This is a genomic window from Cytophaga hutchinsonii ATCC 33406 (assembly GCF_000014145.1).
Taxonomy (GTDB): Bacteria; Bacteroidota; Bacteroidia; order Cytophagales; family Cytophagaceae; genus Cytophaga; species Cytophaga hutchinsonii.
The window spans coordinates 1,557,400-1,580,883 of the sequence record NC_008255.1; the positions used below are offsets into that span (position 1 = coordinate 1,557,400).

At 37.9% G+C, this 23,484-nt stretch carries 21 protein-coding genes; 8 read left to right on the plus strand and 13 right to left on the minus strand.

Annotation, left to right across the window (positions count from 1 at the left end; genetic code table 11):
• Positions 1–222: 222 nt before the first annotated feature.
• Complete coding sequence (locus CHU_RS06505) at positions 223–3,159, minus strand: glycoside hydrolase family 9 protein (protein WP_011584723.1); 2,937 nt, start codon at positions 3,157–3,159, stop codon at positions 223–225.
• Positions 3,160–3,537: 378 nt separating this feature from the next.
• On the opposite strand from CHU_RS06505, the gene CHU_RS06510 reads away from it, so the two are divergent.
• Positions 3,538–4,134 (plus strand): PAS domain-containing protein, encoded by a 597-nt coding sequence (locus tag CHU_RS06510; protein WP_238379361.1) that lies wholly within the window; start codon positions 3,538–3,540, stop codon positions 4,132–4,134.
• A 78-nt stretch (positions 4,135–4,212) separates the two neighbouring features.
• On the opposite strand, the gene CHU_RS06515 is transcribed toward CHU_RS06510, so the two are convergent.
• Together CHU_RS06515 and CHU_RS06520 are read right to left on the minus strand one after the other, a co-directional pair.
• Positions 4,213–6,078, minus strand: coding sequence for a peptidase U32 family protein (locus CHU_RS06515; RefSeq protein ID WP_011584725.1), 1,866 nt, complete (start codon positions 6,076–6,078; stop codon positions 4,213–4,215).
• A gap of 81 nt (positions 6,079–6,159) precedes the next feature.
• Positions 6,160–6,504, minus strand: a complete 345-nt coding sequence (locus tag CHU_RS06520; RefSeq protein WP_011584726.1) for a zinc ribbon domain-containing protein YjdM — start codon at positions 6,502–6,504, stop codon at positions 6,160–6,162.
• A gap of 212 nt (positions 6,505–6,716) precedes the next feature.
• Between CHU_RS06520 and CHU_RS06525 the strand changes: the two genes are divergently transcribed.
• Positions 6,717–7,220, plus strand: a complete 504-nt coding sequence (locus CHU_RS06525) for an SRPBCC family protein (RefSeq protein ID WP_011584727.1) — start codon at positions 6,717–6,719, stop codon at positions 7,218–7,220.
• A gap of 48 nt (positions 7,221–7,268) precedes the next feature.
• Here the strand turns inward: CHU_RS06525 and CHU_RS06530 are convergent, their stop codons facing one another.
• The 8 genes from CHU_RS06530 to murC form a co-directional block, all read right to left on the minus strand.
• Entirely contained in the window at positions 7,269–8,159 is an 891-nt protein-coding gene (locus CHU_RS06530; protein WP_011584728.1) for a fructose bisphosphate aldolase, read from the minus strand.
• A gap of 70 nt (positions 8,160–8,229) precedes the next feature.
• A complete protein-coding gene (locus CHU_RS06535) occupies positions 8,230–8,880 on the minus strand; it encodes a hypothetical protein (RefSeq protein ID WP_011584729.1) in 651 nt (216 codons plus the stop codon).
• A 52-nt stretch (positions 8,881–8,932) separates the two neighbouring features.
• Entirely contained in the window at positions 8,933–10,003 is a 1,071-nt protein-coding gene (locus CHU_RS18840) for an acyltransferase family protein (protein ID WP_049755483.1), read from the minus strand.
• 78 nt (positions 10,004–10,081) lie between these two features.
• The gene (locus CHU_RS06545; RefSeq protein WP_143144101.1) at positions 10,082–10,555 is read right to left on the minus strand and encodes a hypothetical protein; all 474 of its coding nucleotides are present in this window, start codon (positions 10,553–10,555) and stop codon (positions 10,082–10,084) included.
• Positions 10,556–10,715: 160 nt separating this feature from the next.
• Positions 10,716–12,734 (minus strand): alpha amylase C-terminal domain-containing protein, encoded by a 2,019-nt coding sequence (locus CHU_RS06550; RefSeq protein WP_011584732.1) that lies wholly within the window; start codon positions 12,732–12,734, stop codon positions 10,716–10,718.
• A gap of 297 nt (positions 12,735–13,031) precedes the next feature.
• Complete coding sequence (locus CHU_RS06555) at positions 13,032–13,283, minus strand: hypothetical protein (protein WP_011584733.1); 252 nt, start codon at positions 13,281–13,283, stop codon at positions 13,032–13,034.
• Between the two features lie 123 nt (positions 13,284–13,406).
• Positions 13,407–14,258 carry a 3'-5' exonuclease gene (locus tag CHU_RS06560; RefSeq protein ID WP_011584734.1) on the minus strand — a complete coding sequence of 284 codons (852 nt, stop codon included), beginning with the start codon at positions 14,256–14,258 and terminating at the stop codon, positions 13,407–13,409.
• A complete protein-coding gene (murC, locus tag CHU_RS06565) occupies positions 14,258–15,634 on the minus strand; it encodes a UDP-N-acetylmuramate--L-alanine ligase (protein ID WP_011584735.1) in 1,377 nt (458 codons plus the stop codon). Before murC ends, CHU_RS06560 begins: the two co-directional genes overlap by 1 nt.
• A 236-nt stretch (positions 15,635–15,870) precedes the next feature.
• Between murC and dnaB the strand changes: the two genes are divergently transcribed.
• The 4 genes from dnaB to CHU_RS18845 all read left to right on the plus strand — a co-directional run bounded on the left by dnaB (position 15,871) and on the right by CHU_RS18845 (position 19,209).
• Complete coding sequence (gene dnaB / locus CHU_RS06570) at positions 15,871–17,412, plus strand: replicative DNA helicase (RefSeq protein WP_011584736.1); 1,542 nt, start codon at positions 15,871–15,873, stop codon at positions 17,410–17,412.
• A gap of 121 nt (positions 17,413–17,533) precedes the next feature.
• Positions 17,534–18,310 carry a transposase gene (locus CHU_RS06575; RefSeq protein WP_011584737.1) on the plus strand — a complete coding sequence of 259 codons (777 nt, stop codon included), beginning with the start codon at positions 17,534–17,536 and terminating at the stop codon, positions 18,308–18,310.
• The gene (locus CHU_RS19385) at positions 18,273–18,749 is read left to right on the plus strand and encodes a transposase (RefSeq protein ID WP_143144102.1); all 477 of its coding nucleotides are present in this window, start codon (positions 18,273–18,275) and stop codon (positions 18,747–18,749) included. The genes CHU_RS06575 and CHU_RS19385 overlap by 38 nt, the downstream gene beginning before the upstream one ends.
• A complete protein-coding gene (locus CHU_RS18845; RefSeq protein ID WP_238379362.1) occupies positions 18,712–19,209 on the plus strand; it encodes a transposase in 498 nt (165 codons plus the stop codon). Before CHU_RS19385 ends, CHU_RS18845 begins: the two co-directional genes overlap by 38 nt.
• A gap of 126 nt (positions 19,210–19,335) precedes the next feature.
• Here the strand turns inward: CHU_RS18845 and trxA are convergent, their stop codons facing one another.
• Both trxA and CHU_RS06595 read right to left on the minus strand, forming a co-directional pair.
• Complete coding sequence (trxA, locus tag CHU_RS06590) at positions 19,336–19,632, minus strand: thioredoxin (RefSeq protein ID WP_011584740.1); 297 nt, start codon at positions 19,630–19,632, stop codon at positions 19,336–19,338.
• 205 nt (positions 19,633–19,837) lie between these two features.
• Positions 19,838–21,256: an MBL fold metallo-hydrolase gene (locus CHU_RS06595; RefSeq protein WP_011584741.1), complete on the minus strand. Its 1,419-nt coding sequence runs from the start codon at positions 21,254–21,256 to the stop codon at positions 19,838–19,840.
• Positions 21,257–21,844: 588 nt separating this feature from the next.
• On the opposite strand from CHU_RS06595, the gene CHU_RS18850 reads away from it, so the two are divergent.
• Positions 21,845–23,020 (plus strand): sensor histidine kinase, encoded by a 1,176-nt coding sequence (locus tag CHU_RS18850; protein ID WP_011584742.1) that lies wholly within the window; start codon positions 21,845–21,847, stop codon positions 23,018–23,020.
• A complete protein-coding gene (locus tag CHU_RS06605; RefSeq protein ID WP_011584743.1) occupies positions 23,020–23,430 on the plus strand; it encodes a response regulator in 411 nt (136 codons plus the stop codon). The genes CHU_RS18850 and CHU_RS06605 overlap by 1 nt, the downstream gene beginning before the upstream one ends.
• Positions 23,431–23,484 lie beyond the last annotated feature (54 nt).

The following is a 23,484-nucleotide window of genomic DNA, read 5'->3' on the forward strand; positions in this document are numbered from 1 at the left end:
GTTATACTGTTTTTTGTTAACGCCACAGCTATGGTATGGATAAAAAGAAAAAATAATGTTCAAACATTTATGTTTTTTAAGGCATTATCTTACCTGCGTGTTAACATATGTTCGTAAAAAGATGATTTTCATCTTATAAAAAAAGCAGTTTTGCAGCCGTCTGATTTGATATAACGACTGCAAAACTGCTTGTATACGTTTGTTAATATAAACTCCTGCTTATTAGTATTTAATGATATTCATCGTTTGAATGGTTAATCCATCCTGACTCATTATCACATAGTACATGCCTGGTTTTAAATGCTGTCCAAAATTCAATTCCGTGATATTTGAGAAGGATTCAACAGCCTGGCCCAGTGCATTCATAATGGTTATATCAACTGTAGATGGACTTGTCAACCTGAATGTTTCGTTTGACGGGTTTGGATAAATGTTGTATCCTTTTGCCTGTGCAGATGTATTAATATCCGTAGTTATTTTACATGACGGATAATTGGAATTTACTACAGCGTATACAGGAGTTCTTGCACAACCAGATCCGGATAGAATTTTTATGTCGTAAATTCCAGGGAATGAATTTGGCTGATAGGTACTTGTAGGTCCTGTAACATCAATGACTCCACTAACATCCATCGTTGTATAATCGGCACCGCCACTATACCATACTAATTGATTACCCGCACTTGGTGTTAATGTATAAGAACCGGCAGCAGGAATATTTATTGCTGTAGGGAAGTTTAATGTATAAGGAGTAAAAGTTGTTCCGGATTGTGTACCTGTACAAACAACAGATGAAGAGGTGTATGAAGCAAGTTTCGTTGTTCCCTGGAAAAGATCGAAGGTAACAAATACATTTTCTCCGTTACAGCTGTACACATAAGGTAATACTTTTAACTGTGTAATCGTAAACGCTTTTGCAGCTGTAAAGGTAATGCCGATTGAGCCTGCATTTTGAGGACCTGTGAAGCCTGTATTGCTTGGTACTGCTGTAACATTTACGGAACCGCCATCCTGTACATAATAGGTTGTAACAGGAGCAGATACGGCTGGTTTGTACGTAGTACCTGTTGTAAGTAATGTGCCGTTGGTTGCTGCAGTATACCATTGATATGGACCGCCGCTTCCGCTGATGCTAAGGTTTGCTATTCCTGCACTGCAAAGGGTATCGTTGCCTGCATTAGGCAGAAGCGATGTAATAGTTACACTTCCTGAAGTAGAAGGACAGCCTGTTGCGCTTAATATACCAATATACGTTCCGGATTTATGTACCACCAACGTTTTAGACGTTTCTCCCAATAACACAACGTTATTCTTTTTCCATTGATACGTATAGCCTGTTCCTGAAGCGCCGATATCTAATGTTGCCGTTGCAGGGTTGCACAATTGTTTTGTTGCTCCAAGATTAACTGCCGGAAGAGTAGAGGTAATAACAATTTCGTCCTGAGTAGACCAGATGCCTAGTGAGTCAAGAATACAGGTATATGTACCGGCTGAAGTTACGGTAAGTGTTTTAGCTGTTTTTGAAGCTGCCTGTACAATCGTAGTGCCGTTTTTCCAGGTATATGTTTTGATATTGTCAACGTTTACATTTGAATTTAACACAATACTTGTTTTGCCGCATAGAGACTGGTCGGCGCCAAGGCTTGGCGTAGAGTGTGTAACGACAGGGCTGAGTACGGAATTGATGTAGGCTAATACACCAACCAGGCAAGCATTGTAATCAATACCGCCTTCTGTATGTGTATAGGTTTCAAGATTGTCATTAAAGGAACCGGCATTTCTTGTACCGCCTACCATTAAGCCAAATTGCTGATTTTTTGCAGGTATTGCCAGGCTGTTTACCGGCGTGTTTGCATCACTTAAATAAACATTTCTATGGTGTGGGTGCGCAGGAGATTTTGTTCCGAAACCAACAACAAATGATTGGTTGCTGGAGTTTTTTCCTAAAATATAATCGATGTTGTCATAAATGTATTTATTAGGAGTAGCGCTTGTACCATATAGTTTTTGCCATAAAGCCACAATGAAAGCGGTGTTGGCATTATAACGCAGCGGCCCCCAGCTGGTATTGCCATCATTAAACTGACCATCACTTCGGGTATTATTTAAATAAAAAGAATTTACAATTGAATTTAGTACATCTTTTGCATATGTATTGCCTAGTAATGCCTGGTTATAAATTGCAATATCACCATTGTTTGAATAATCAAACCCGTAATTTTTTCCATAAATGTCAGCTCCTTGGCCCGGAGCGGTACTTATTGAAAAGCTTAGCGCTTCTGTTTTATAGGAGGCGGTGTTTGTAGCCCAGAATAATTCTGCACACATTGTTGAATAATCATCCTTGTAATTATCGTTTGCAGCATAAAAGCTTCCATCAGGTGAACCAACAGTGGAAGTTTTTGTTTTTGCATAGTCATAAGCATATTTTGCATGCACAAGACATAAATCGGCATAAGCGGCATCATATGGTCTGTATAAACGCGACATTAATGCTAAGGTAGCACCGCAAAAAGAAGGCATGGAAGCATCGTTCGGGTTTTTATAGGTAGCACGTGTCTGTCCGCCGTTTGCAACAGATAACGTCTGCATTTTTACTGCTGTTACCCATTGTTTGTGATCCGGATCACCCTGGCCAACCTGGTAATAAAAAGTTGTTGCATCTTTGGCGCATTTGATGAAAAAATCGGTTGCATGTTTGACTTCATCTAAAATGTCCGGAATCCCATTAGGTGCGTGTCCTGTTCCTTCAAAAGACCAGCTGCCGGATGTTTTATATCCTTGATAGTCGTATGCATAATAGTCACCATAACCAGCCGGAAATTCTGCATATCCTTTTAACAACATGTAAGCTGAATAGAATTCTGTTTGCCCGAATTTTACGTGATCACCGCAATCATGCCATCCGCCGGAAAGATCGTAGGTGCCGTCTTTATCTGCTATAAATGCTTTACCTCTCAACGAAGCATCCACACCTGATGGTAAATGGTTATATAATAGCCAGTTATTATCGCCGGAACGTTGACCGCCGTAAAAACGTGTAGTCATCCAGAGTGCTTTTTTATACTCTGTACTGGTAAAGTAAGGGGTTTGACTGAATAATTGATGGGTAAATACGATTAAGTAAGCAAAAAGCAGGAGACTGGTTTTTTTAATCATGATAGAAATGGTACTTTTTATGTAAACGTTATTTGTTATTTAATACGCAATAAGGAGCAATTGTAACTATTTAATTTAAAATTAAATTTAAATAATTTGCCTTCAATAATCGGATAAACTGTCAGGTTTTCTATACATTTTACAACCTTGTCAATTTTGCATTATATTCCTTTTAAATATAGAATTATCAGGATAATGCACTTTTTTGTATGGAATCAATTATCAGAAGATAAGTCTCCCAAAAAATATACGTAAAATTACGATAGTATTCTTACATTAGTAAAATAATACAATTTTTAGCATCTATATTTAGACATAGTTAAATAATATGTATTTCACTAAATTGTATTGATTATGGAATATAATAGCTTTAAAATTATGCTCGAATACGACAAAAAGATCGCAAATATTGAAAGTAAGGTTAAATATTTAGAGTCTATTTTAGATAGTATTGATATTTCTAATGTTGATAAGTTAGATAAAAAGTTCTTAGATTATAAAAATAGTACTGTTTATAAGGAGTACGACGATAAAGGTTTTGAAAATTTATCGGTTGACAAAACAAATTTATTTCTCAAAATTATTATCGAAAGTATGCCTTTTCCTGTATTCATTAAAGATGAAAATAGTACATATCAGGTTGTAAATGCACTTGAAGCAAAACTTTTTGAGGTTCCGGAGGAAGAAATAATCGGTAAAAATGATGCGCATTTTATAAAAGATGAAGACGAATTATCGCTTATTAAAGAAACGGATGAAAAGGTATTAAAAACCAAAAATGCAATTGAACTTCCTGAGCAAAGTTTTTCATTGCCTAACGGTTCTTCTTATTCTTTTAAAACACATAAAATTCCATTTTTTAACCCCATTACCGGCCAGACGAACATTTTGGGCTTTTCAATGGATGTAACGGATTCTATTCAGTTAAATCACCTGAAAAAAATTGTACTCATGTGCAGCAATCCTATTCTATAAATTCAGAAGTATCGTATAGAAAAGGCCCATAAAAATTTAATTTTTATGGGCCTTTTCTTTTTTGCTTTATAACAGGAATTAATAATCATCTTCATCAAAAACGAGATCGGCATCCTTTTCCCAGATCTCCATTTCACAAGGTTTACAATTGAATTTAAGTTTGTATTCATTTTCACCATGCTTTAATACTAAAGGCTCGACAACTTTTTCGCCCATGGTGTCGCGCTGATAGCGTGCACATTTGCCTAATTCATATTTTACGCAGTATTTGGTTGTCATTACACGTGCCTTGCCCGGGTCCCATTGTAATTCAAATGCTTTTTCAATTTCAGTAACACCATGTCTGTGGTAAAATGTCCTGGCCATTTTATTGGATACATTATACATGAAATCGAGTTTTTCTACCGGATATGGATGATCCGTTTTTTTGATTTGATATTCTTTACGATTGTATGAAGCAACACGTACATCAATCAGTTCTTCTAATACAATTCTTCTGATCTCATTTATTTTTGAAATAGGCAGAAACCAATTTGCTGAAAGCGTTACGTCCAGCTTGTCAACGATAAACGGTGTATTTCCTGTTTTAGCCAGATTTTTTTTAATGTTGTCTATAACGCCGTCGCCATTTTTGCTTAATTCCTTCTGAACGTCAAGTGTTGAAATACTTTCATGTCCGTCTTCATCAATTGCTTTAAGCTGGAAACCTTCAGGTACTTCACTGAATAGCAGCGATACGCCGATCTTACGGATCGCACTGTCTTCCCGTTCAACCAATTTATTGAATTCCGCATCGGCATTCCGGTAAATCATTGTGCCGACTTTAATTGGCTTAAAGGTATTTGGAATAACTACATTATTGGTGATTGTATTTATTTGCGCGCCATCGGCTTCACCGGCTTCATTTATGAAATATAAACCATCCCCATTGTTTAGTTTATCTGAATTTTCAATGACGTAACCGTTATGTTTTACTTCAATAACTTTACCGATTACTTGTCCCTGAGATTTTGGTGTGTCCCATGAGCCGATCCGCTCTGTTCTTTTGTTTACAAAATAGTCGGTATAACCTCTGTTGAAGCTGCGATCCATTTCAGCATCAAAATTGTAGAATGTGCGCCCGGAGGAAGCTTTTTCAAAACGTTCGTTATTTTCAAGGAACGCATCCAGCTTTTTGCGCAGGTAGGATACATTGTTTTTTACATAGACAATATCCTTCAAACGGCCTTCAATTTTAAACGAAGTAATACCAGCTTCAATGAGATTTGGTAATTGATCGCTTAAGTCAAGATCTTTGATAGATAATAAATGGCTGTTTGCAATAAGTGTTTTACCTGTACCATCAATCAGGTTATAAGGCAAGCGGCAGTTTTGTGCACACGAGCCGCGGTTAGCACTGCGCTCTCCGCCGGCAATACTCATGTAGCAATTGCCGCTGAAGGATACACATAAGGCTCCGGAAACAAAAAATTCCAGTTCAACATCCGTTGCTTCAGCAATGTCTCTGATCTGATCTAAATTTAATTCGCGTGCCAGCACGGCGCGTTTCATGCCGGCATCTGCCAGAAACTTTACATGTTTCGGATCGCGGTTATTGGCTTGTGTACTGGCATGGATCACAATAGGAGGGATGTTCATTTCCATAATGGCCATGTCCTGAATGATCAATGCATCTACACCAATATGATACAGCTCGTGAATGAGTTTTTCACAGGTGTCTAGTTCGTTGTCGTATAAAATAGTGTTTAATACTACAAATACCTGAGCTTTGAATAAGTGTGCGTAACGCACAAGCTCTGCTATGTCTTCAACCGGATTGGTTGCATTGGTTCGTGCTCCGAATTGAGGTGCGCCAATATATACAGCATCTGCTCCGGCATTGATAGCTGCCATTCCTTGATATAGGTTTTTGGCAGGAGCAAGTATTTCAACTTTCTTTTTCATAGGATGTGCAAAGTTCCGCAATTATTTACGGGTTTACAAGCCTTTAACAAAACAGCCCATGGTTTAAACCATGGGCTGTTGTTACGCCTTCCGCACAAATTCAGACTTTAAGGCCATGGCACCAAAACCATCTACCTTGCAATCAATATTGTGATCGCCGTCTGTTAAGCGTATATTTTTAACTTTTGTACCGGCTTTTATTGCTTTGGGTGCACCTTTCACCGGCAGGTCTTTTATGATTACAACCGTGTCGCCATCTTGCAGTACATTTCCATTGGAATCCTTAATAATCATATCTGTATGTAATGCCTCTTCAATATCAGAAGGGTTCCATTCATAATTACATTCCGGACATACCAGTAACGAATCCACTTCGTAAGCATAAGACGATTTACATGCAGGACAGGGAGGAGTAATATCAGACATAGTATGTGGTTAAGTTTCAAACTCAAATATACTAAAAACCCGGGTTACTTGCCTGAAAGGGGGGGCTGACAAACATCTAATAGGTGTTTTTACGGTAATTAAAAGTTGTATTTATACTTCATAAGGCTGATGCTCAGAATATCTACGTGAAAATCGCGGTATTAGTGTGCGGATAAAAATGTATCTTGCACGTCTAATTTTATGTATTGAATATGTATCGCATAGAACGAAAACAACAATTTCCTGTAAGTGTGGAAGAATTATGGAATTTTTTTTCGGTTCCATGTAATTTTGAAAAAATAACACCACCTTCCTTGGGTTTCAATATCGTTTCCGGAGGAAATTGGCCTATGTATGTCGGCATGACAATAACCTATACGGTTAGTTCCGTTTTTAATCTTCCATTCACCTGGGTAAATGAAATCACACAGGTAGAAGAACGGAAATCTTTTGTAGATAAACAGCGTTCGGGGCCTTATGCATATTGGAATCACGAACATTATTTTAATACTATTCCAAATGGTGTTGAGATGATCGATATTCTGGAATATAAAATGCCGTTGGGTTTGTTAGGTAGTCTGGTACACCCTTTTTCACTAAAAGGGAAAATTGAAAAAATATTTCAATACAGAAGCGGGAAACTCGAAGAATTATTTGGTGTATATACAGCGCCGGGTGTTATTCAGGATCTATTAAGTAAAAATCATAGAGATTGATATGTGTTAATGCAACAATCAATCTCTATGACAAATACGTTTCTTTTTTTATGTAATCGATGCGTTGTATATCCCATCAATAGCTTTCGATAGTACAGTTGAGAATTGTTCTGTTGTTTGGTCAACTCTCAGATCATCCAGCAATGCTCTTGAAAAACTTGCAATGACGTTTTTATTATTTGCCAGCAAGTTTGTCGCTTTTTCAAAATCATATCCGCCCGATAAAGCAACAACACGTACTACCTGAGGATGCGTTGTTAAATCGCTATAGAAATTATTTTCTGCTGGAAGGGTTAATTTCAGCATTACGTTTTGATTCGCTGTAAGCTTGTTTAATTGTTCCAGTAAGGCTGCTTTTAATGTTGCTTCAATTTCTTTTTTATCTGCAGCATGAATATCTACTTCGGGCTCAATAATTGGTACCAGGCCATTTTCAATAATGATACGGGCAAATTCAAACTGCTGCTGCACAACAGCTGCAATGCCTGCCTGATTGTTTGCAAAAATGACGGAACGCATTTTTGTGCCAAATACTCCCTTGCTTTTTGCATCCTGAATGATACCGGCAAGGTTTGGGATTGGTTTCATTAATTGCACATCGTTCTTTTTTTCTTCCAGCCCTTTATCAATCTTTAAGAAAGGAACGATGTGTTTCTTCCACAAATACTCGGTCGTTGGCATACCTTCAACCTTGGCGTTTAATGTTTTTTCAAATAGAATAACGCCTAAGATTTTATCTCCAGTGAAGGATTTATCTGTCAGTACACGTGACCGCATGGCATGAATAAGACCATACATTTCGTCTTCGTTTTTATACGCATTTTCCTGTATGCCATATCCGGTTAATGCTTTAGGCGTACTGCCGCCACTTTGGTCCAATGCTGCAATAAAGCCTTTGTCCTGCTTCATGCGTCTAAGTTGCTGTTCAAATATTGTCATGACTGTCGTTTTGATTCAATGTTACTAAATATAAAAATCTTTTTTCAATAGAAGAAAGGATAACGTTGAATTATGGTTGTGTATAATTGGTCCAGTTTTCTTCCTGGATATTATATGTATGCTGCATGATGTAAGGAACAAACAGCGTTGCTTCCGGATCAGACGGATCACTTTTTAACGATTCTTCCACCGCATGCCGGGCTTTTTGATTGGCATCTAATGCCTCCTGTTTCTGTTCGGCAACATATAAAAACCAACTGTATTTATCCCACGCCCGGTAATTATATTGGTTTGTGTTTTCGTTCAAAACAGTATTTAAGTTGAAGAAGTAGTAGATCCTGTATGATGGTGTATAAGACAATACAATTAACGCAGACATGTATGTAAATAGAAGGATGTGCCGAACTGAAATGGTTGTTTTGTTTGTTCTAAGTAAAATGATATACGCAAGGGCAGTACAGACTGCAACAGCAAATACTGCCTGGGCAAAAGGCCAGTACATAAAACGGAACATAAAGTAGGCTGTCCAGATTAAAATATTCAGATGAAAAAGAGATTCTGCAAGGTTTTCTTTTACATTGTTTGCAAGGAAAATGATAGTATAAATAAGTAACAATATTACCCCTAATAAGATCAACGGACCTGAAAACGGATAGTGCATAAGTTTAAAAATGAAGCTGGCGCCGATTAATGTCCAGGAAGTTATGCGTAATGATTTCATAAAGGTGTTGTAAGTATTGTAATGTTACGGATTTATTATGCGTGTTATCTTTTCAGGATGTTTTTATATGCCGGGTGTTATTCTGTTGAATAAACACAGCACGCAATTTTTCTTTCATTTTCCTCGAGTAAGGCTGCTCTATTTTGTAGGTTATAAATGTTGCTAATCCAATAATAACAGGCAGGTCAATACATATACATACAATCCAGAAATTTATTCCGAAGACATTATTGAATATAGGAATGATAAAAAACAGAGAGACACATTGATGTATCAGATACAAGGCAAATGAAATATTGCCTAAAAACAGCGTTACTTTATTTACCAGAAAGGACAATTTTTTATTCACGAATAAGATGAAAAGAATGAAATAAAAACACAACATGCATGTATACGCGGCCTGATTTATGAAAAGTACGGATCTTCCTGCATGCGAAAAAAGTACGAGCTGACATAATAAACAAAATGTAAGCAACGAATAATTTAGAAGCAGGCTATTCTTATTTGTATAGATGTTATAGAAAATTATGCCGGCTAAAAATAACGGCAGAAAACTCAATAAAGGTATCCAGCTGATAATTTCTATTATCGGTTTGATCGTATAATATTCACCAGTTACAGTTATACAGCATAGGGTAACAGCTACGTGTATTACATATTTTATTGATTTTAATTTAAACAATATTAAAATAAAGATATAAAAAAGCATTTCAATAATCATAGTCCAGTAAGGGCCGTCTATATCTTCAATTCCCAGATAAAATTGAAACATAGTAAGATTTCCTATGAATTGGATAAAAGATGCTGCGGGATGAAACGTGCCCTTGTAAATGTAATATGTACTTAACAGGATAAATGTAAAAGATACACATGCCCAATACGTTGGGTATAACCTGCTGGCTCTGTTTATTACAAAATCAACTCCCCTTGATATTTTTTGCAGGCTCATGAATATTACAAAACCACTGATCATAAAAAACAGATCAACGCCTGTTGTACCCAATTTGAAAAAAGAATTATATTCAGTTCTGTTAAGTGTAAAATGAAAAAAAATAACGAGTAACGCCGCAATACCTCTTAACGCATCTAACTCTTCTAATCTGTTTGGCTTATTTAAATACATATGGATATTGAAAGCGTAGGGAAGATTCAATATTTATTAATATAATGTATAAATCGTTTTTTGTATTGGTTTGATTTTTTACTTTTTTAATACGATTTCAGCTTTCATTATTTTCAATGTTGGATTTTCTGAGGATACAAGTATTGCTTTGAATGTGTACTTGCCATCACCATCTATTGTTATTTCAGAATTTTTACCTGCAAAACTCCAGTTGGTTTTTCCCATTAAAGTAGTTTTTACCTCCCCAAGTGTAATATTCTTTTCCGTCGGATCAATTTCCAGGTTACCCAGGTTTTCGCCGTCTTTTAATAGCTGCATTCTGAATCGCAGTTCTGCATTACCCTCATACTCCATATCCATGTCTGACCAGATGGAAATTTTTTCACCGTTTTTAAGATCCAGTGAAGTTTCTTTAATAATTAAATTGCTGTCTGTACTTACCTGATTAACGGGTATTCGCCCTATTTCTTTTCCTGTTAAGGCATCACAACCTGACAATAAAGATGTACATACTATAACTGTAAGAGTTAAAATAAAAAAAGATTTTTTCATCGTGTTCAGCATTTATATAAAAACAGATATTTATGTATGGATTAAATAATAAGTCCTGCAGCACCTAAACCACAGGACTTATTATTTTTTTTCTGATCATTCGATTTTTATACGTAGAGCAGCTACTAAACAGTTGATCATATTTCAGAGAATGATTCAATTATTCTGATGCTTCTTTCCGTTGAAAAACCAGCACACTTCTGTTTGGCGTATAGATGCTCAACTGACCTTCTGTGTTGGTATGGTATTCAAGTGTGTCATCTACACGGCCGTGACCGCCGAAACGTGTGTCGTCGCTATTTAATACGATCTCAAATGTACCCGGTGCGAATGATTTGAATTTATAATCAAATACCGAATTGCTTACACTGAAATTGAATACAAAGATCATATTATTGCGTTCGAAGATAATCACTTTGTTGTGGTCGTCCATATTCAATTGCTGTGCAGGTTCTGCTGCAAGCAATCGTGTTTTACGTACCAGACGCATCATCGCTTCATCAAATGCTCCTAAGTATTGATATTTCAATTTAGGATTATCTACCAGCGACCACTGGCGGCGGGCGTATTGGTAACTCCAGCCGTTTCCTTCCCTTGGAAAATCAATCCATTCCGGATGCCCGAATTCATTGCCCATAAAGTTTAAATACCCTTCGCCGCCCAGGGCAAACGTAAATAAACGCAGCAGCTTATGTATCGCAATGCCGCGGTCAATCACCGGATTGGGATCATCTACCTGCATGTGGAAATACATTTCCTTGTCCATTAACCAGAAGGCAATGGTTTTGTCGCCAACCATTGCCTGGTCATGCGACTCTGCATAGGCAATTGTTTTTTCTTTGTAGCGTCGATTCGTTAACGTGCTCCACATTTCATAGATGTTCCATTGCTCATCCTGCAAATGTTTTAAATACTTGATCCAGAAATCAGGTATACCCATTGCCAAACGGTAATCGAAACCAACACCGCCATCTCGTATGGAGCGTGATAAGCCCGGCATACCGCTTACATCTTCAGCAATCGTAATGGAATCTTTTAAATACCTATGGGTTACCTCGTTGGCTAATTGTAAATACGTAACGGCATCAAAATCCACACCGCCTTTAAAATAGGTGTCGTAGCTGTCAAATGTTTTCATGCCGTGATCAAAATACAGCATCGAAGTAACACCATCAAAGCGGAAACCATCAAAGTGATATTCTTCCAGCCAGTAACGTAGGTTTGATAGCAGAAAGCGTTTTACTTCAAGCTTGCCGTAATCAAATAGTTTAGAATCCCAGCCCGTATGATACCCTCTGTCGCCCGGATGGAAGTATTGATGATCGCTGCCATCAAATTCATTCAGGCCTTCAGACAGATTTTTTACGGCATGTGAATGCACAACGTCCATGATTACTGCCAGTCCGAATTTATGTGCACGATCTACCAGGTATTTCAGATCTTCAGGCGTGCCGAAGCGGGAAGAAGGAGCAAAGAAATTGGAAACGTGATAACCAAATGAACCATAATACGGGTGTTCCATAACAGCCATCAGCTGAATGCTGTTATAGCCCATCTGACGGATGCGGGGAACAATCTTATCCGCAAATTCTCTGTACGTACCAACACCTTCTTTCTCCTGCGCCATCCCTACGTGTGCTTCGTAGATAATCGGATTTTTGATCTTGCGCAAATTGAAATCGCGGTCTGTCCATTCAAAAGGTTTTTGCGGGAACCAAAGCTGTCCGGAGAAGTCTGTTGTTTCAGTATCCTGTACAACGCGGGTTATGTATGCCGGAATACGGTCGTGTGTGCCATTGGCACCTACAATCTGTACTTTAATTTTACTTTTATGAACAAAACGTTTTTGATACAGATCGTATGGAAGGAAGATCTGCCACACACCAAATTCATTGCGTGTCAACGGATGTGAACGTCTGTCCCAATCGTTGAAGTCACCTGTAAGGTATACTTCATAGGCTTCAGGAGCCCATTCTCTGTAATACCAGCCGCGCTCGTCCTCATCGAAATTTATGCCATAGTATTTATGTCCTGTGGCAAATGTCAACAGGTCTCCGTAATGTTCTTTAATTTCTTTTACTGCGCGTTTATACCGGATAATGCGATCTTGAATTTCAGCTTCATAGGGCTCCAGCCATGGGTCGTCTTCAATTAGGGCGATTCCTTTTTTCTCTTTCATGTGTAATTCGATTTCTTCGCGTAAAAATTTTTATAAGACGGTTGTTTAATAAAAACCGGTTCTTTTAGAATAATTAATGTATTTACGGTACAGGCAAGTAAATATACGCCCTACTAAAATAAATTTTTAATGGCTAAGTAGCTAGTAAAAAGTAAAAATGTGTATAGGTATTTGGAAGGTGCATGGGTGTGTCGTGTAACGCACTCATCTTTTGGTGCTTGACAGTGTTCAATACAAAGGTTTGGAATAATAAAAAAGCGAATAATATACATTTGATATTATTCGCTTTATCGAAGATTATGATATTGTTCCTTTCTTGCCTTTTTCAACACTTCTATGTATGTGTTCAAACAAATAGATTCGCTGCAATTCATGGGGAGAATATTTGTTTTTTTCTTTAGGCGTATATTCTTCCGTTGGATTCTGTGGTGATATTTTCGATGGTAATAATGTATCAATATGATTCACCAGAACAACGTTGAACAGGAAGAATACAACGGTGATAGAAAAAAACAAAAGCCCTACGGTATGGAGTAATTTCTTTTTCATAATCAGTCTCCTTTCTTTTGTATGTTTCTATATAAACGAAAAAATGCCTCTATTAGTTTTATTACTAACAGAGGCATTGTGTTATGTAGGATGAAATGTACGTTTAAACGAATTAAACGTACATTATTTTAATCCACCAAAGTTTTTTAATTTGATCTGTGTAAGCTTTTTCTTGGTATCCTGCGGAAAATCACCTTTCATGATCCAGTCATAATACATCGGATCTTTCACCAATGTATCCTTTACTTTCATGCCTTTGTATTTGCCAAAATTGAATAGTTCTTCACCTTTGTCACTCATGATCATACGGCCTGCCAGATCAACCATATTGCCTACTGAAAAATCATGCAGCACCTGCATATCATTTTTAATCGGAATACTTACTTTACCTTCTGCATCTTTTATTTGCTTGTCTGCATACCGTTCAATCTGTGCTTTTAAAATGTAATACGTTGCAAGTGTATCCGCTTCTGCACTGTGTGCGTTTTCAAGGTCTTTGTTGCAATAAAATTTATAGGCGGCACCAAGTGTTCGCGGTTCCATTAAATGGAAGATGCGCTGCGAATCCACTAACTTCCTTTTTGTAATATCGAATTCAATTCCCGCTCTGAAAAATTCTTCAATTAATAAAGGTATATCAAACCGAATGCTGTTAAACCCTCCCAGATCACAGTCTTTCATGAACTGATTGATCTGATGTGCAATTTCCGTAAACGTAGGTTTGTCGGCAACATCTTTGTCATAAATACCATGTATGGCGCTCGATTGATCAGGGATCGGCATGCCGGGGTTTACACGGAATGTTTTTACTTCAACCTTTTCATCCGGAGGAGAAACCCGAACAATACAAATCTCAATAATTCGATCCGTAGAAATGTTTACACCTGTTGTTTCTAAATCAAAGAATGCAATAGGTTTGTTTATTTTCATTTTAAATGCATTTGCGGCATCGAAAAGCGGGAGTTGATCGGTCATTATGCGTGTTGATTCAATACGTGTGATGTTAATTTTTTTAAGTCAATACCTCCAAAATTTCCGGAACTCATCAATAATAAATTACTGTGTTTCCAGTCGTGTGAAAATAGAAATTCTTCAAGTTTTTTGCTGTCCGTAAAAACGTTCAATTTAGGATTGTCAAATGCTTCAATGATATCGGCTTCCGTAATTTCTTCTAACCGTTTATGTTTAACTGTTTCCGGATTGAAATAAACGATTGGTTCATCCGGAGCTTTGTATGTGTCTTTGTATTGAGAAAGAAACTCTTTGTTTAAACTGCTGAATGTATGCAGTTCAAGTACGGCAATAAGTTTACGGTCTGAAAACTGTTTTTTTACAGCTTTAGATGTTGCCTTTAATTTTGAGGGAGCATGTGCAAAATCTTTGAACACAACATTATGTTTGCCTCTGCCCAATATTTCAAGACGGTTTGCTGCACCTTTAAATGTTTTGATTGCATCATAGAACATCGCTTCCGTAATACCTATTTTTAAGCACACATTTTTCGCAGCATTAATGTTTTTAAGATTGTGTTTTCCGAAAACTTCCAGTTCAATTTTGCCTTTATCTGTAAGCAGGTACGTAATGCCGTTTACAATCTCATGCTTCGGTGCAGAATAACCGATTGCCTGTACATCCGGTCTTGGTTTATCTGCCACTAAAGTTGCCAGGTCGTCTGATTCACTGTAGATCAGAATGCCGCCTTTGGGAGTTGAATCGGCAAAGGCATCAAACTGTTTAACATATTCCTCAAATGTAGGGTATACATTGATGTGATCCCAGGCAACGCCGCTGATCAAACCGATGTGGTGATGATAGTGCAGGAATTTTGGTGTCAGATCCAGCGGTGATGTTAAATATTCATCTCCTTCAATAATGATGATCGGGGCATCGTCTGTGATCTGAACCATTGTTTCAAAGCCATCTAATTTTGCACCTACCAGGTAATCAAACTTGCGCTTGTGTGTTTTGAGTACATGCATAATCATTGCGGTGATCGTTGTTTTACCATGACTACCCGCAATTACAATGCGTTGTTTGTCTTTTGACTGTTCGTATATGTATTCCGGGAAAGAATATATTTTAATTCCCAGTTCACGTGCTTTCTGTAATTCCGGATTGTCATTGCGTGCATGCATACCTAAAATAACCGCATCCAAGTCTGTTGTTATTTTCTCCGGAAACCAACCCATTTCTGCAGGCAGTAAATTGTACGCTGCCAACCGTGTTCTGGAAGGTTCAAAAATTTCATCGTCTGAACCGCTTACCAAATATCCTTTATGGTGTAGGGCTAATGCCAGATTATGCATAACTGCACCACCAATTGCAATGAAATGAACCTTGTTGTTTGCCATTTTAACGTATAGTAATCCAACAAAAATAGAAGAATTCGGGATAAAATTATCAAAGTGGATAAAGGAAAACGAGTAGTGTTGATAAGTATCGTTTTATAGGGGAATTTTTCATCAATCCTTTTGTATTAATGGGATAGAGCACTGTTGATAATTTGTTAACACCAGGTTATCAACTTGTGTGTTCTATAATAAAAATCAAATCCTTTTCAATAGATAATTAGAGGTATATTTGAAGTATGGAGTTTGGAAAATCGAGGACAAAAGCTACAGGGTTTGTAGCAAAAAATACTATAGCATCGGATCTGTTAGCCGGAATGGGAAAGCTCCCGCCGCAGGCCATTGAAGTGGAAGAGGCTGTATTGGGGGCATTATTGCTGGAGAAAGATGCGTTGACTTCAGTAATTGATATTTTAAAACCTGAAAGTTTTTACAAAGAAGCACATCAGAAAATATATTTAGCTGTTCTGGAATTGTTTGACCGTTCGGAACCGGTCGATCTGATTACTGTTGTAAATCAGCTGCGTTCAAAAGCGGAGCTGGAATTTGTCGGCGGTGCGTATTACATTACGGAATTGACAACAAAGGTCAGTTCGGCAGCCAACATTGAATTTCACGCGCGTATCGTTTCAGAACAATCGATCAAACGTAATCTGATTACGATTGCTTCTAAAATTCACAAAGACGCCTATGAAGATACTACAGACGTTTTTGATTTATTAGATAAAACAGAAAAGGACCTGTACGAAGTTTCTGAAGCCAACATCCGTAAGAATTATTCTGAAATGAGAAGTTTGATCGGACAGGCATTGAAAGAGCTGGCAGAAAAGAAAGACCAGGCGGATGGATTAACAGGCGTACCAAGCGGTATGTCTGATCTGGACCGTGTTACGTCTGGTTTTCAAAAAAGTGATCTGATCATCATTGCTGCCCGTCCGGGTATGGGAAAGACAGCCTTTGTCTTGTCTGCCATGCGCAATGCAGCAGTTGATTTTAAGAAACCTATTGCCTTATTCTCTTTGGAGATGTCGGCTGTTCAGCTTGTGAATCGTTTAATTGCTTCTGAAGCTGAACTGGATAGTTATAAAATTAAAACAGGTAAGCTGGAAGAATACGAATGGCAGCAATTGCACAGTAAAATTTCTCCATTAACTTCTGCTCCTATATACATTGATGATACACCGGGTTTATCGATCCGGGAACTGCGTACCAAAGCGCGCCGCTTGAAATCGCGTAATGATATTCAGATGATCATCATTGATTACCTGCAGCTGATGTCTGCTGATACAAGTAACAAAGGCGGCGGCGGTAACCGTGAACAGGAAATCTCTGCGATCTCGCGTGCATTAAAAGGATTGGCCAAAGAACTGGAAGTGCCTGTAATTGCGCTTTCTCAGTTGAGTCGTGCGGTTGAATCCAGAGGAGGAGATAAACGTCCGCAGCTTTCAGATTTACGTGAATCTGGTGCGATTGAACAGGATGCGGATATTGTAATGTTCCTGTACCGTCCGGAATACTATAAAATCGAACAGGATGAAGAAGGAAATCCGACAGCAGGTACAGGTGAAGTAATTATTGCCAAACACCGTAACGGTTCGCTGGAAACAGTTAAACTGAAATACATCGGTAAGTTTACGAAATTCGCCGATCTTGGCGGAGATTTCATTGATATGGATAGCAATAACTGGAGCGGAGATCAGAATAAATTCTTCGGCGGACAAACGCTGGGCAGTAAGGTCAACGACTTCGGCGGCGACGACGACGGGCCGGCACCGTTTTAGAATACAGATGTGACCTTTGGGTTATCAAGTATTAACGACTGTTACGATTTTTATAATTGAATAAAAAGTAAAAACAATTCATGTATTTTAGAATTGTTTTTTACTTTTTATTCAATCTATTATGACTTTTTACAATAAAAACTCTCACAACAGAAAAAGCATTCGCCTGAAAGGGCGTGATTATTCAAAACCAGATCTGTATTTTATTACCATCTGTTGCCAGGACCGTATTTCACGTTTTGGTGAGATCATATATGATGAAATGATTTTAAATCAATTGGGAATCATTGCGTATAATGAATGGATGAAATTGCCAAAACGATACATGAATGTTGAATTGGACGTTTTTCAAATAATGCCCGACCACATACACGCAATCGTTTCGTTAACCAACGTAGGGGCGACCCTTGCGGTCGCCCGTGATAATACAACGGTCGCTGATAATATAATGGTCGCAGGTGATACAACGATCGCCGGTGATAATACAACGGTCGCCCCTGATCATACAACGATCGCCGGTGATAATACAATGATCACCCCTGATAATACAACGGTCGCCGGTGATAATACAATGGTGACCAGTGATGGTACACGGGCCGGTAATCATCAAACACATGTTCATGATTTGACCGGGCAACCGCAAGGGTTGCCCCTACAGTTTTCGCAACACAAGGCAACGGTAGGTTCAATTATTGGTGGGTATAAATCAATTGTTTCAAATGAAATTTTAAAAATATATAAATCTCAAAATGAAATAATGGGAAAATTATGGCAACGGAATTATTATGAACATATTATTCGTAATCATGAATCGTATATAAATATTTCCAATTATATTATTGACAACCCCAAACGTTGGAATGAAAACCGTAGGGGCGACCCTTGCGGTCGCCCGTGATCATACAACGGTCGCCCATGATAATACAACGGTCGCCGGTGATGATACAACGGTCGCCCGTGATAATACAATGATCACCCCTGATAATACAACGATCGCCGGTGATAATACAATGGTGACCAGTGATGGTACACGGGCCGGTAATCATCAAACACATGTTCACGATTTGACCGGGCAACCGCAAGGGTTGCCCCTACAGTTTTCGCAACACAATGCAACGGTAGGTTCAATTATTGGTGGGTATAAATCAATTGTTTCAAATGAAATTTTAAAAATATATAAATCTCAAAATGAAATAATGGGAAAATTATGGCAACGGAATTATTATGAACATATCATTCGTAATCATGAATCGTATATAAATATTTCCAATTATATTATTGACAACCCCAAACGTTGGAATGAAAACCGTAGGGGCGACCCTTGCGGTCGCCCGTGATAATACAATGGTGACCAGTGATAATACAACGGTCGCCCGTGATGATACAACGGTCGCCCATGATCATACAACGGTCGCCGGTGATAATACAATGGTCGCCCGTGATAATACAAAAAACATCCCTGGTAATACACCTGTGACCGATGATGGTACACCTGTAGGTAATCATCAAACGCATGTTCACGATTTGACCGGGCAACCGCAAGGGTTGCCCCTACAGTTTTCGCAACACAAGGCAACGATAGGTTCAATTATTGGTGGGTATAAATCAATTGTTTCAAATGAAATTTTAAAAATATATAAATCCAAAAATGAAATAATGGGAAAATTATGGCAACGGAATTATTATGAACATATCATTCGTAATCATGAATCATATATGAATATTTCCAATTATATCATTGATAACCCCAAACGCTGGAATGAAAAACGTAGGGGCGACCCTTGCGGTCGCCCCTGATAATACAATGGTGACCAGTGATGGTACACGGGCCGGTAATCATCAAACACATGTTCACGATTGGACAGGGCAACAGCAAGGGTTGCCCTACAGTTTCGCATTGTATTCGATGATACATTTAATTATTTAAATAAATGCCTGCAGCGTCTTGCTCAGTTTGCCTTCGTCCATATAGCCGGAGCTGCGCCAGACAATTTTTCCCTGTTTAAATAAGATCATGGTTGGTACACCTTTTACCTGGTAGGCTTGTGCCGCCGCTGTATTTTTATCTACATCTACTTTAACCACTTTCAACCGTTCATTAAATGTACCTGCAACCTTTTCGATAACAGGAGCAAGCTGTTTACACGGACCGCACCAGGTAGCATGAAAATCTACCAATACCGGTTTGTCAGAATTTATCAGTTCTTTAAATGAAGCCATAGCCGTATTTGTTACTTAGTTGAAAATGTATGTACGAATAAACCTCCCATAACAGCACCATGTGCTGTGGTATGATACCATATAGATTGGTTCATACCATGCCCATTGCTGCAGCCGATAAACTTTCAATAAATGAAACCTCCGGCCGCCCCAAGACCAGCACCGATTACAGACAGAGGTACTGTTTTTAAAACAGACATTTCAGTTATTTTACTTTCATAAATGAAAAGAATGCATTTAACCAGCGCTTTTTAGTCGGTTCCATTGCCGCTTTTATAGCACCGTATCCACCTGAAACATCAATAACGTTGGAAATGTTCCGTGATTTCAAAATTGATTCTGTTATTACAGAACGATATCCGCCGGCACAATGTACATAATAGGTTTTGTTTTTATCCAATGTTGTTATCCAGTCGTTGATGTAATCAAGTGGTAAATGTTGGGCAGCATTCAGATGACCTTTTTCATATTCATCTGCTTTACGTACATCAAGAATGTTGATGTTTTCATCAAGCTTTTCTACAAGCTCAGCTGCAGAAATAGTTTCAATATTTTCTTCAGGTTTGTTCGCTTTTTGCCAGGAATTATAACCATCTTTTAAATAACCGATGACTTGATCTACACCCACACGTGCCAATCGGATAATGGTTTCTTCTTCTTTACCCGGATCAGTAATTATTAATATGGGTTTATCACTATTGGTAAGTAACGTGCCGGCCCATGGCGCAAGCTGACCATTCAATCCGATATTAATAGAACCAGGAATAAAACCTTTTTTAAATTCTTTTGCATCACGTGTATCCAGCAGTACTGCATATGTCTGTCTTTGTAGATTTTCAAACGACTGAACATCGAACGCAATGCTTCCTTGCTTAATTAATTCCGAAACGCTGCCTGGACCTTCTTTATTTAATAAGGCATTCATATTAAAATAAGATGGCGCGGGCTGCAGATCATCCAATACTTGTTTAATAAATGTCTCTTTATCGGCCGCTTTCAATGCATAATTTTTTTGTTTCTGACTGCCTAATGTATCAAATGTTTCTTTGCTTAAATTTTTACCACAGGCAGAACCTGCGCCGTGTGCAGGATAAATAGTTATAGCATCCGGTAGAGGTTTAATTTTTTCCTCTAAAGAATCATAAAGCATACCTGCCAGATCTTCCTTTGTCAGATCGCTTTTAATCGCCAGGTCTGGTCGCCCAACATCACCAATAAACAAGGTGTCTCCGGTAAATAATGCATGTTTATTGCCGTCTTCATCGTATAACAGATAACAGCTTGATTCCTGTGTATGGCCAGGTGTGTGGAGTACTTGAAGGGTAATTTTGCCAATAGATATTTTTTCTCCATCATACGCAATGTGGCTATTGAACGTTGTTTCAGCCTTAGGGCCATAAACGATGGTTGCACCTGTTGCCTCAGCAAGGTCTAGGTGGCCTGAAACAAAGTCTGCATGAAAGTGTGTCTCGAAAATATATTTCAATGTAACGTTATTACGTTCTATCTTTTGTACATACGTTTGAATGTCACGTAAGGGATCAATGATGATTGCTTCACCTTCTGATTCGATGTAATAAGCAGCTTCCGCTAAACAGCCGGTATATAATTGTTCAATTTTCATGAGTTAATTAAATAGCTTTAAACAGGATCTTTTTTAATTGGTAATTTACATACGTAGAGCACACCTTCTGAAGGTATGAGTAAATTGATCCAATGCAATTAAAGGATATAAATTAATGTTTAGCATACCACCAGCATTATATTGTTGCCAGGTTTGGTATGCACATGTTAAGCCATGTATACGATTAAGGTACACATTATTTTAATGATTTCCAGCAGTGCTTGTATCAATCGGTTTCTACATATATGCATTATCATAAAGTAAACATACGATGTACGCAGATTTTGAATAAATATTTAATCAGAGTTGTTTACATTTTGAAAGGAAGCTTCTGGTAATTCTATGAAACGGGAACGATGGGAGAGCAGCCTGTCAGTTAATTTCTTTCCGGCTGGAACGTGTTTTTTGCATCGCTTATTCATGTTTTAAGGAATCATTTTGTCAAAATAAGTCTTACTTAAAAAAATGGCTTATATTTACTATACGCTAACTGTATGTAATTGTGTGGATGTTTGTGACTTGCAATTATATATGGCGGTTAGCTCTGTCAGGGATATATTTTTATAGAGAGAAATAATAAAGCATTGTATGAATGGTTTTGACGGACTTCAGGAAGAAGAATCTTCAGATTTGAAATCAATTCAAAAAGAATTGGCCATACTTAAATTAAAATTATCAGAACAGGAAAGTTTGTTTAACAGCATCACAGAAAACACGCTTGCCGGATACTGGATCTGGGATATTCCATTGAATACCATGTTTATCAGTGCACACTTGAAATCCATGCTGGGTTATGCAGATCATGAACTGGAGAATTCACCGGAAACAATTAACATGCTTATGCACCCTTCTGATTTACCGGCTACCTATGCTTTGCTGAGTAAACATGTTGAGTCGGATGGTAAAGTTCCCTTTGAAATTGAAGTGCGCTATAAACACAAGAACGGATCTATTGTTTGGGTGATCTGTTCGGGTAATATTGTTACGCGGGACGAAAATGGTAAACCTTCTAAAATGATTGGTTGCCACCTGGATAATACAGAATTAAAAAAAGCACAGGGTGTTCAGAAATATACAGAAGAGCTTGAACGCAAAAATGTTGAAATGGAACAGTTTGCGTATGTTGCTTCTCATGATCTGCAGGAACCCTTAAATACCATACAGGGTTTTATAGCCCTATTGTCAGCTAAACTTGAGGATGCGCCCGATCCGGATGTTACACAATACCTGCATTATATTAACCAGAGTACACTTAGAATGACAAACCTTATCAAAGGGTTGCTGGAATACTCCCGTATCGGTAAAAATGTAGTTATGTCTAAAATCGATTGCAACCAGGTTATTACTGATGTGTTGATGGATCTGCACATACAGGTTGAAGAAACTCAGGCCGATATTGAGGTTACACCATTGCCTTTTGTTATGGGCTATGATATTGAACTGAGAATATTATTTCAGAACCTGATCAGTAATGCATTAAAATTTTCAGTTAGGCGTCCTGTTATTAAGATTTACTCTGTTGTTGAAGGTGGTTATTTTAAATTTTCTGTAGCGGATAATGGTATTGGAATTGATCCGCAATTCAGAGAGAAAATTTTCAAACTCTATCAGCAATTACATCCTAAGTCAACGTATGAAGGCAATGGATTGGGGCTTGCTCAATGTTTTAAAATTGTTACTGAATTACATAGCGGTTCTATATGGGTTGAGTCGAATGAGAAGGAAGGAAGTATTTTTCATTTTACTATACCTTATAATGCATAATGGCAGATACTCGAAAAATTGATTCGGTGCTTTTAATCGATGATGATGATATTGTAAATTTTCTGAATACCACCATTATCAGGATGACACATCGGGTAGAAGAGATACAATCAGTAACATCAGGAAATGCCGCCATTAATAAGCTGAACGAACTTTATGCAGCCGGCAGATGGCCCTCAATTATATGCATTGATATTAATATGCCGGGAATAAATGGTTGGGAGCTTATTGATCTGTTTAAACAACACTTTCAGCCGATGAAAAATAAAAGTATTGTATGTTTATTATCCAGTTCGCTGGATCCGCGTGATCAGGCAAAAGCGGAAGCTTCAGATTGGGTAGATTATTACGTCTCAAAGCCTCTTACAGCAAATGCATTAAATAATTTATATAATAAAGTGCTCAACTGATTTTTTGCATTTGCAAAAAAAATGAGCCGGCAGAATTGACAACGTACGTTGCCA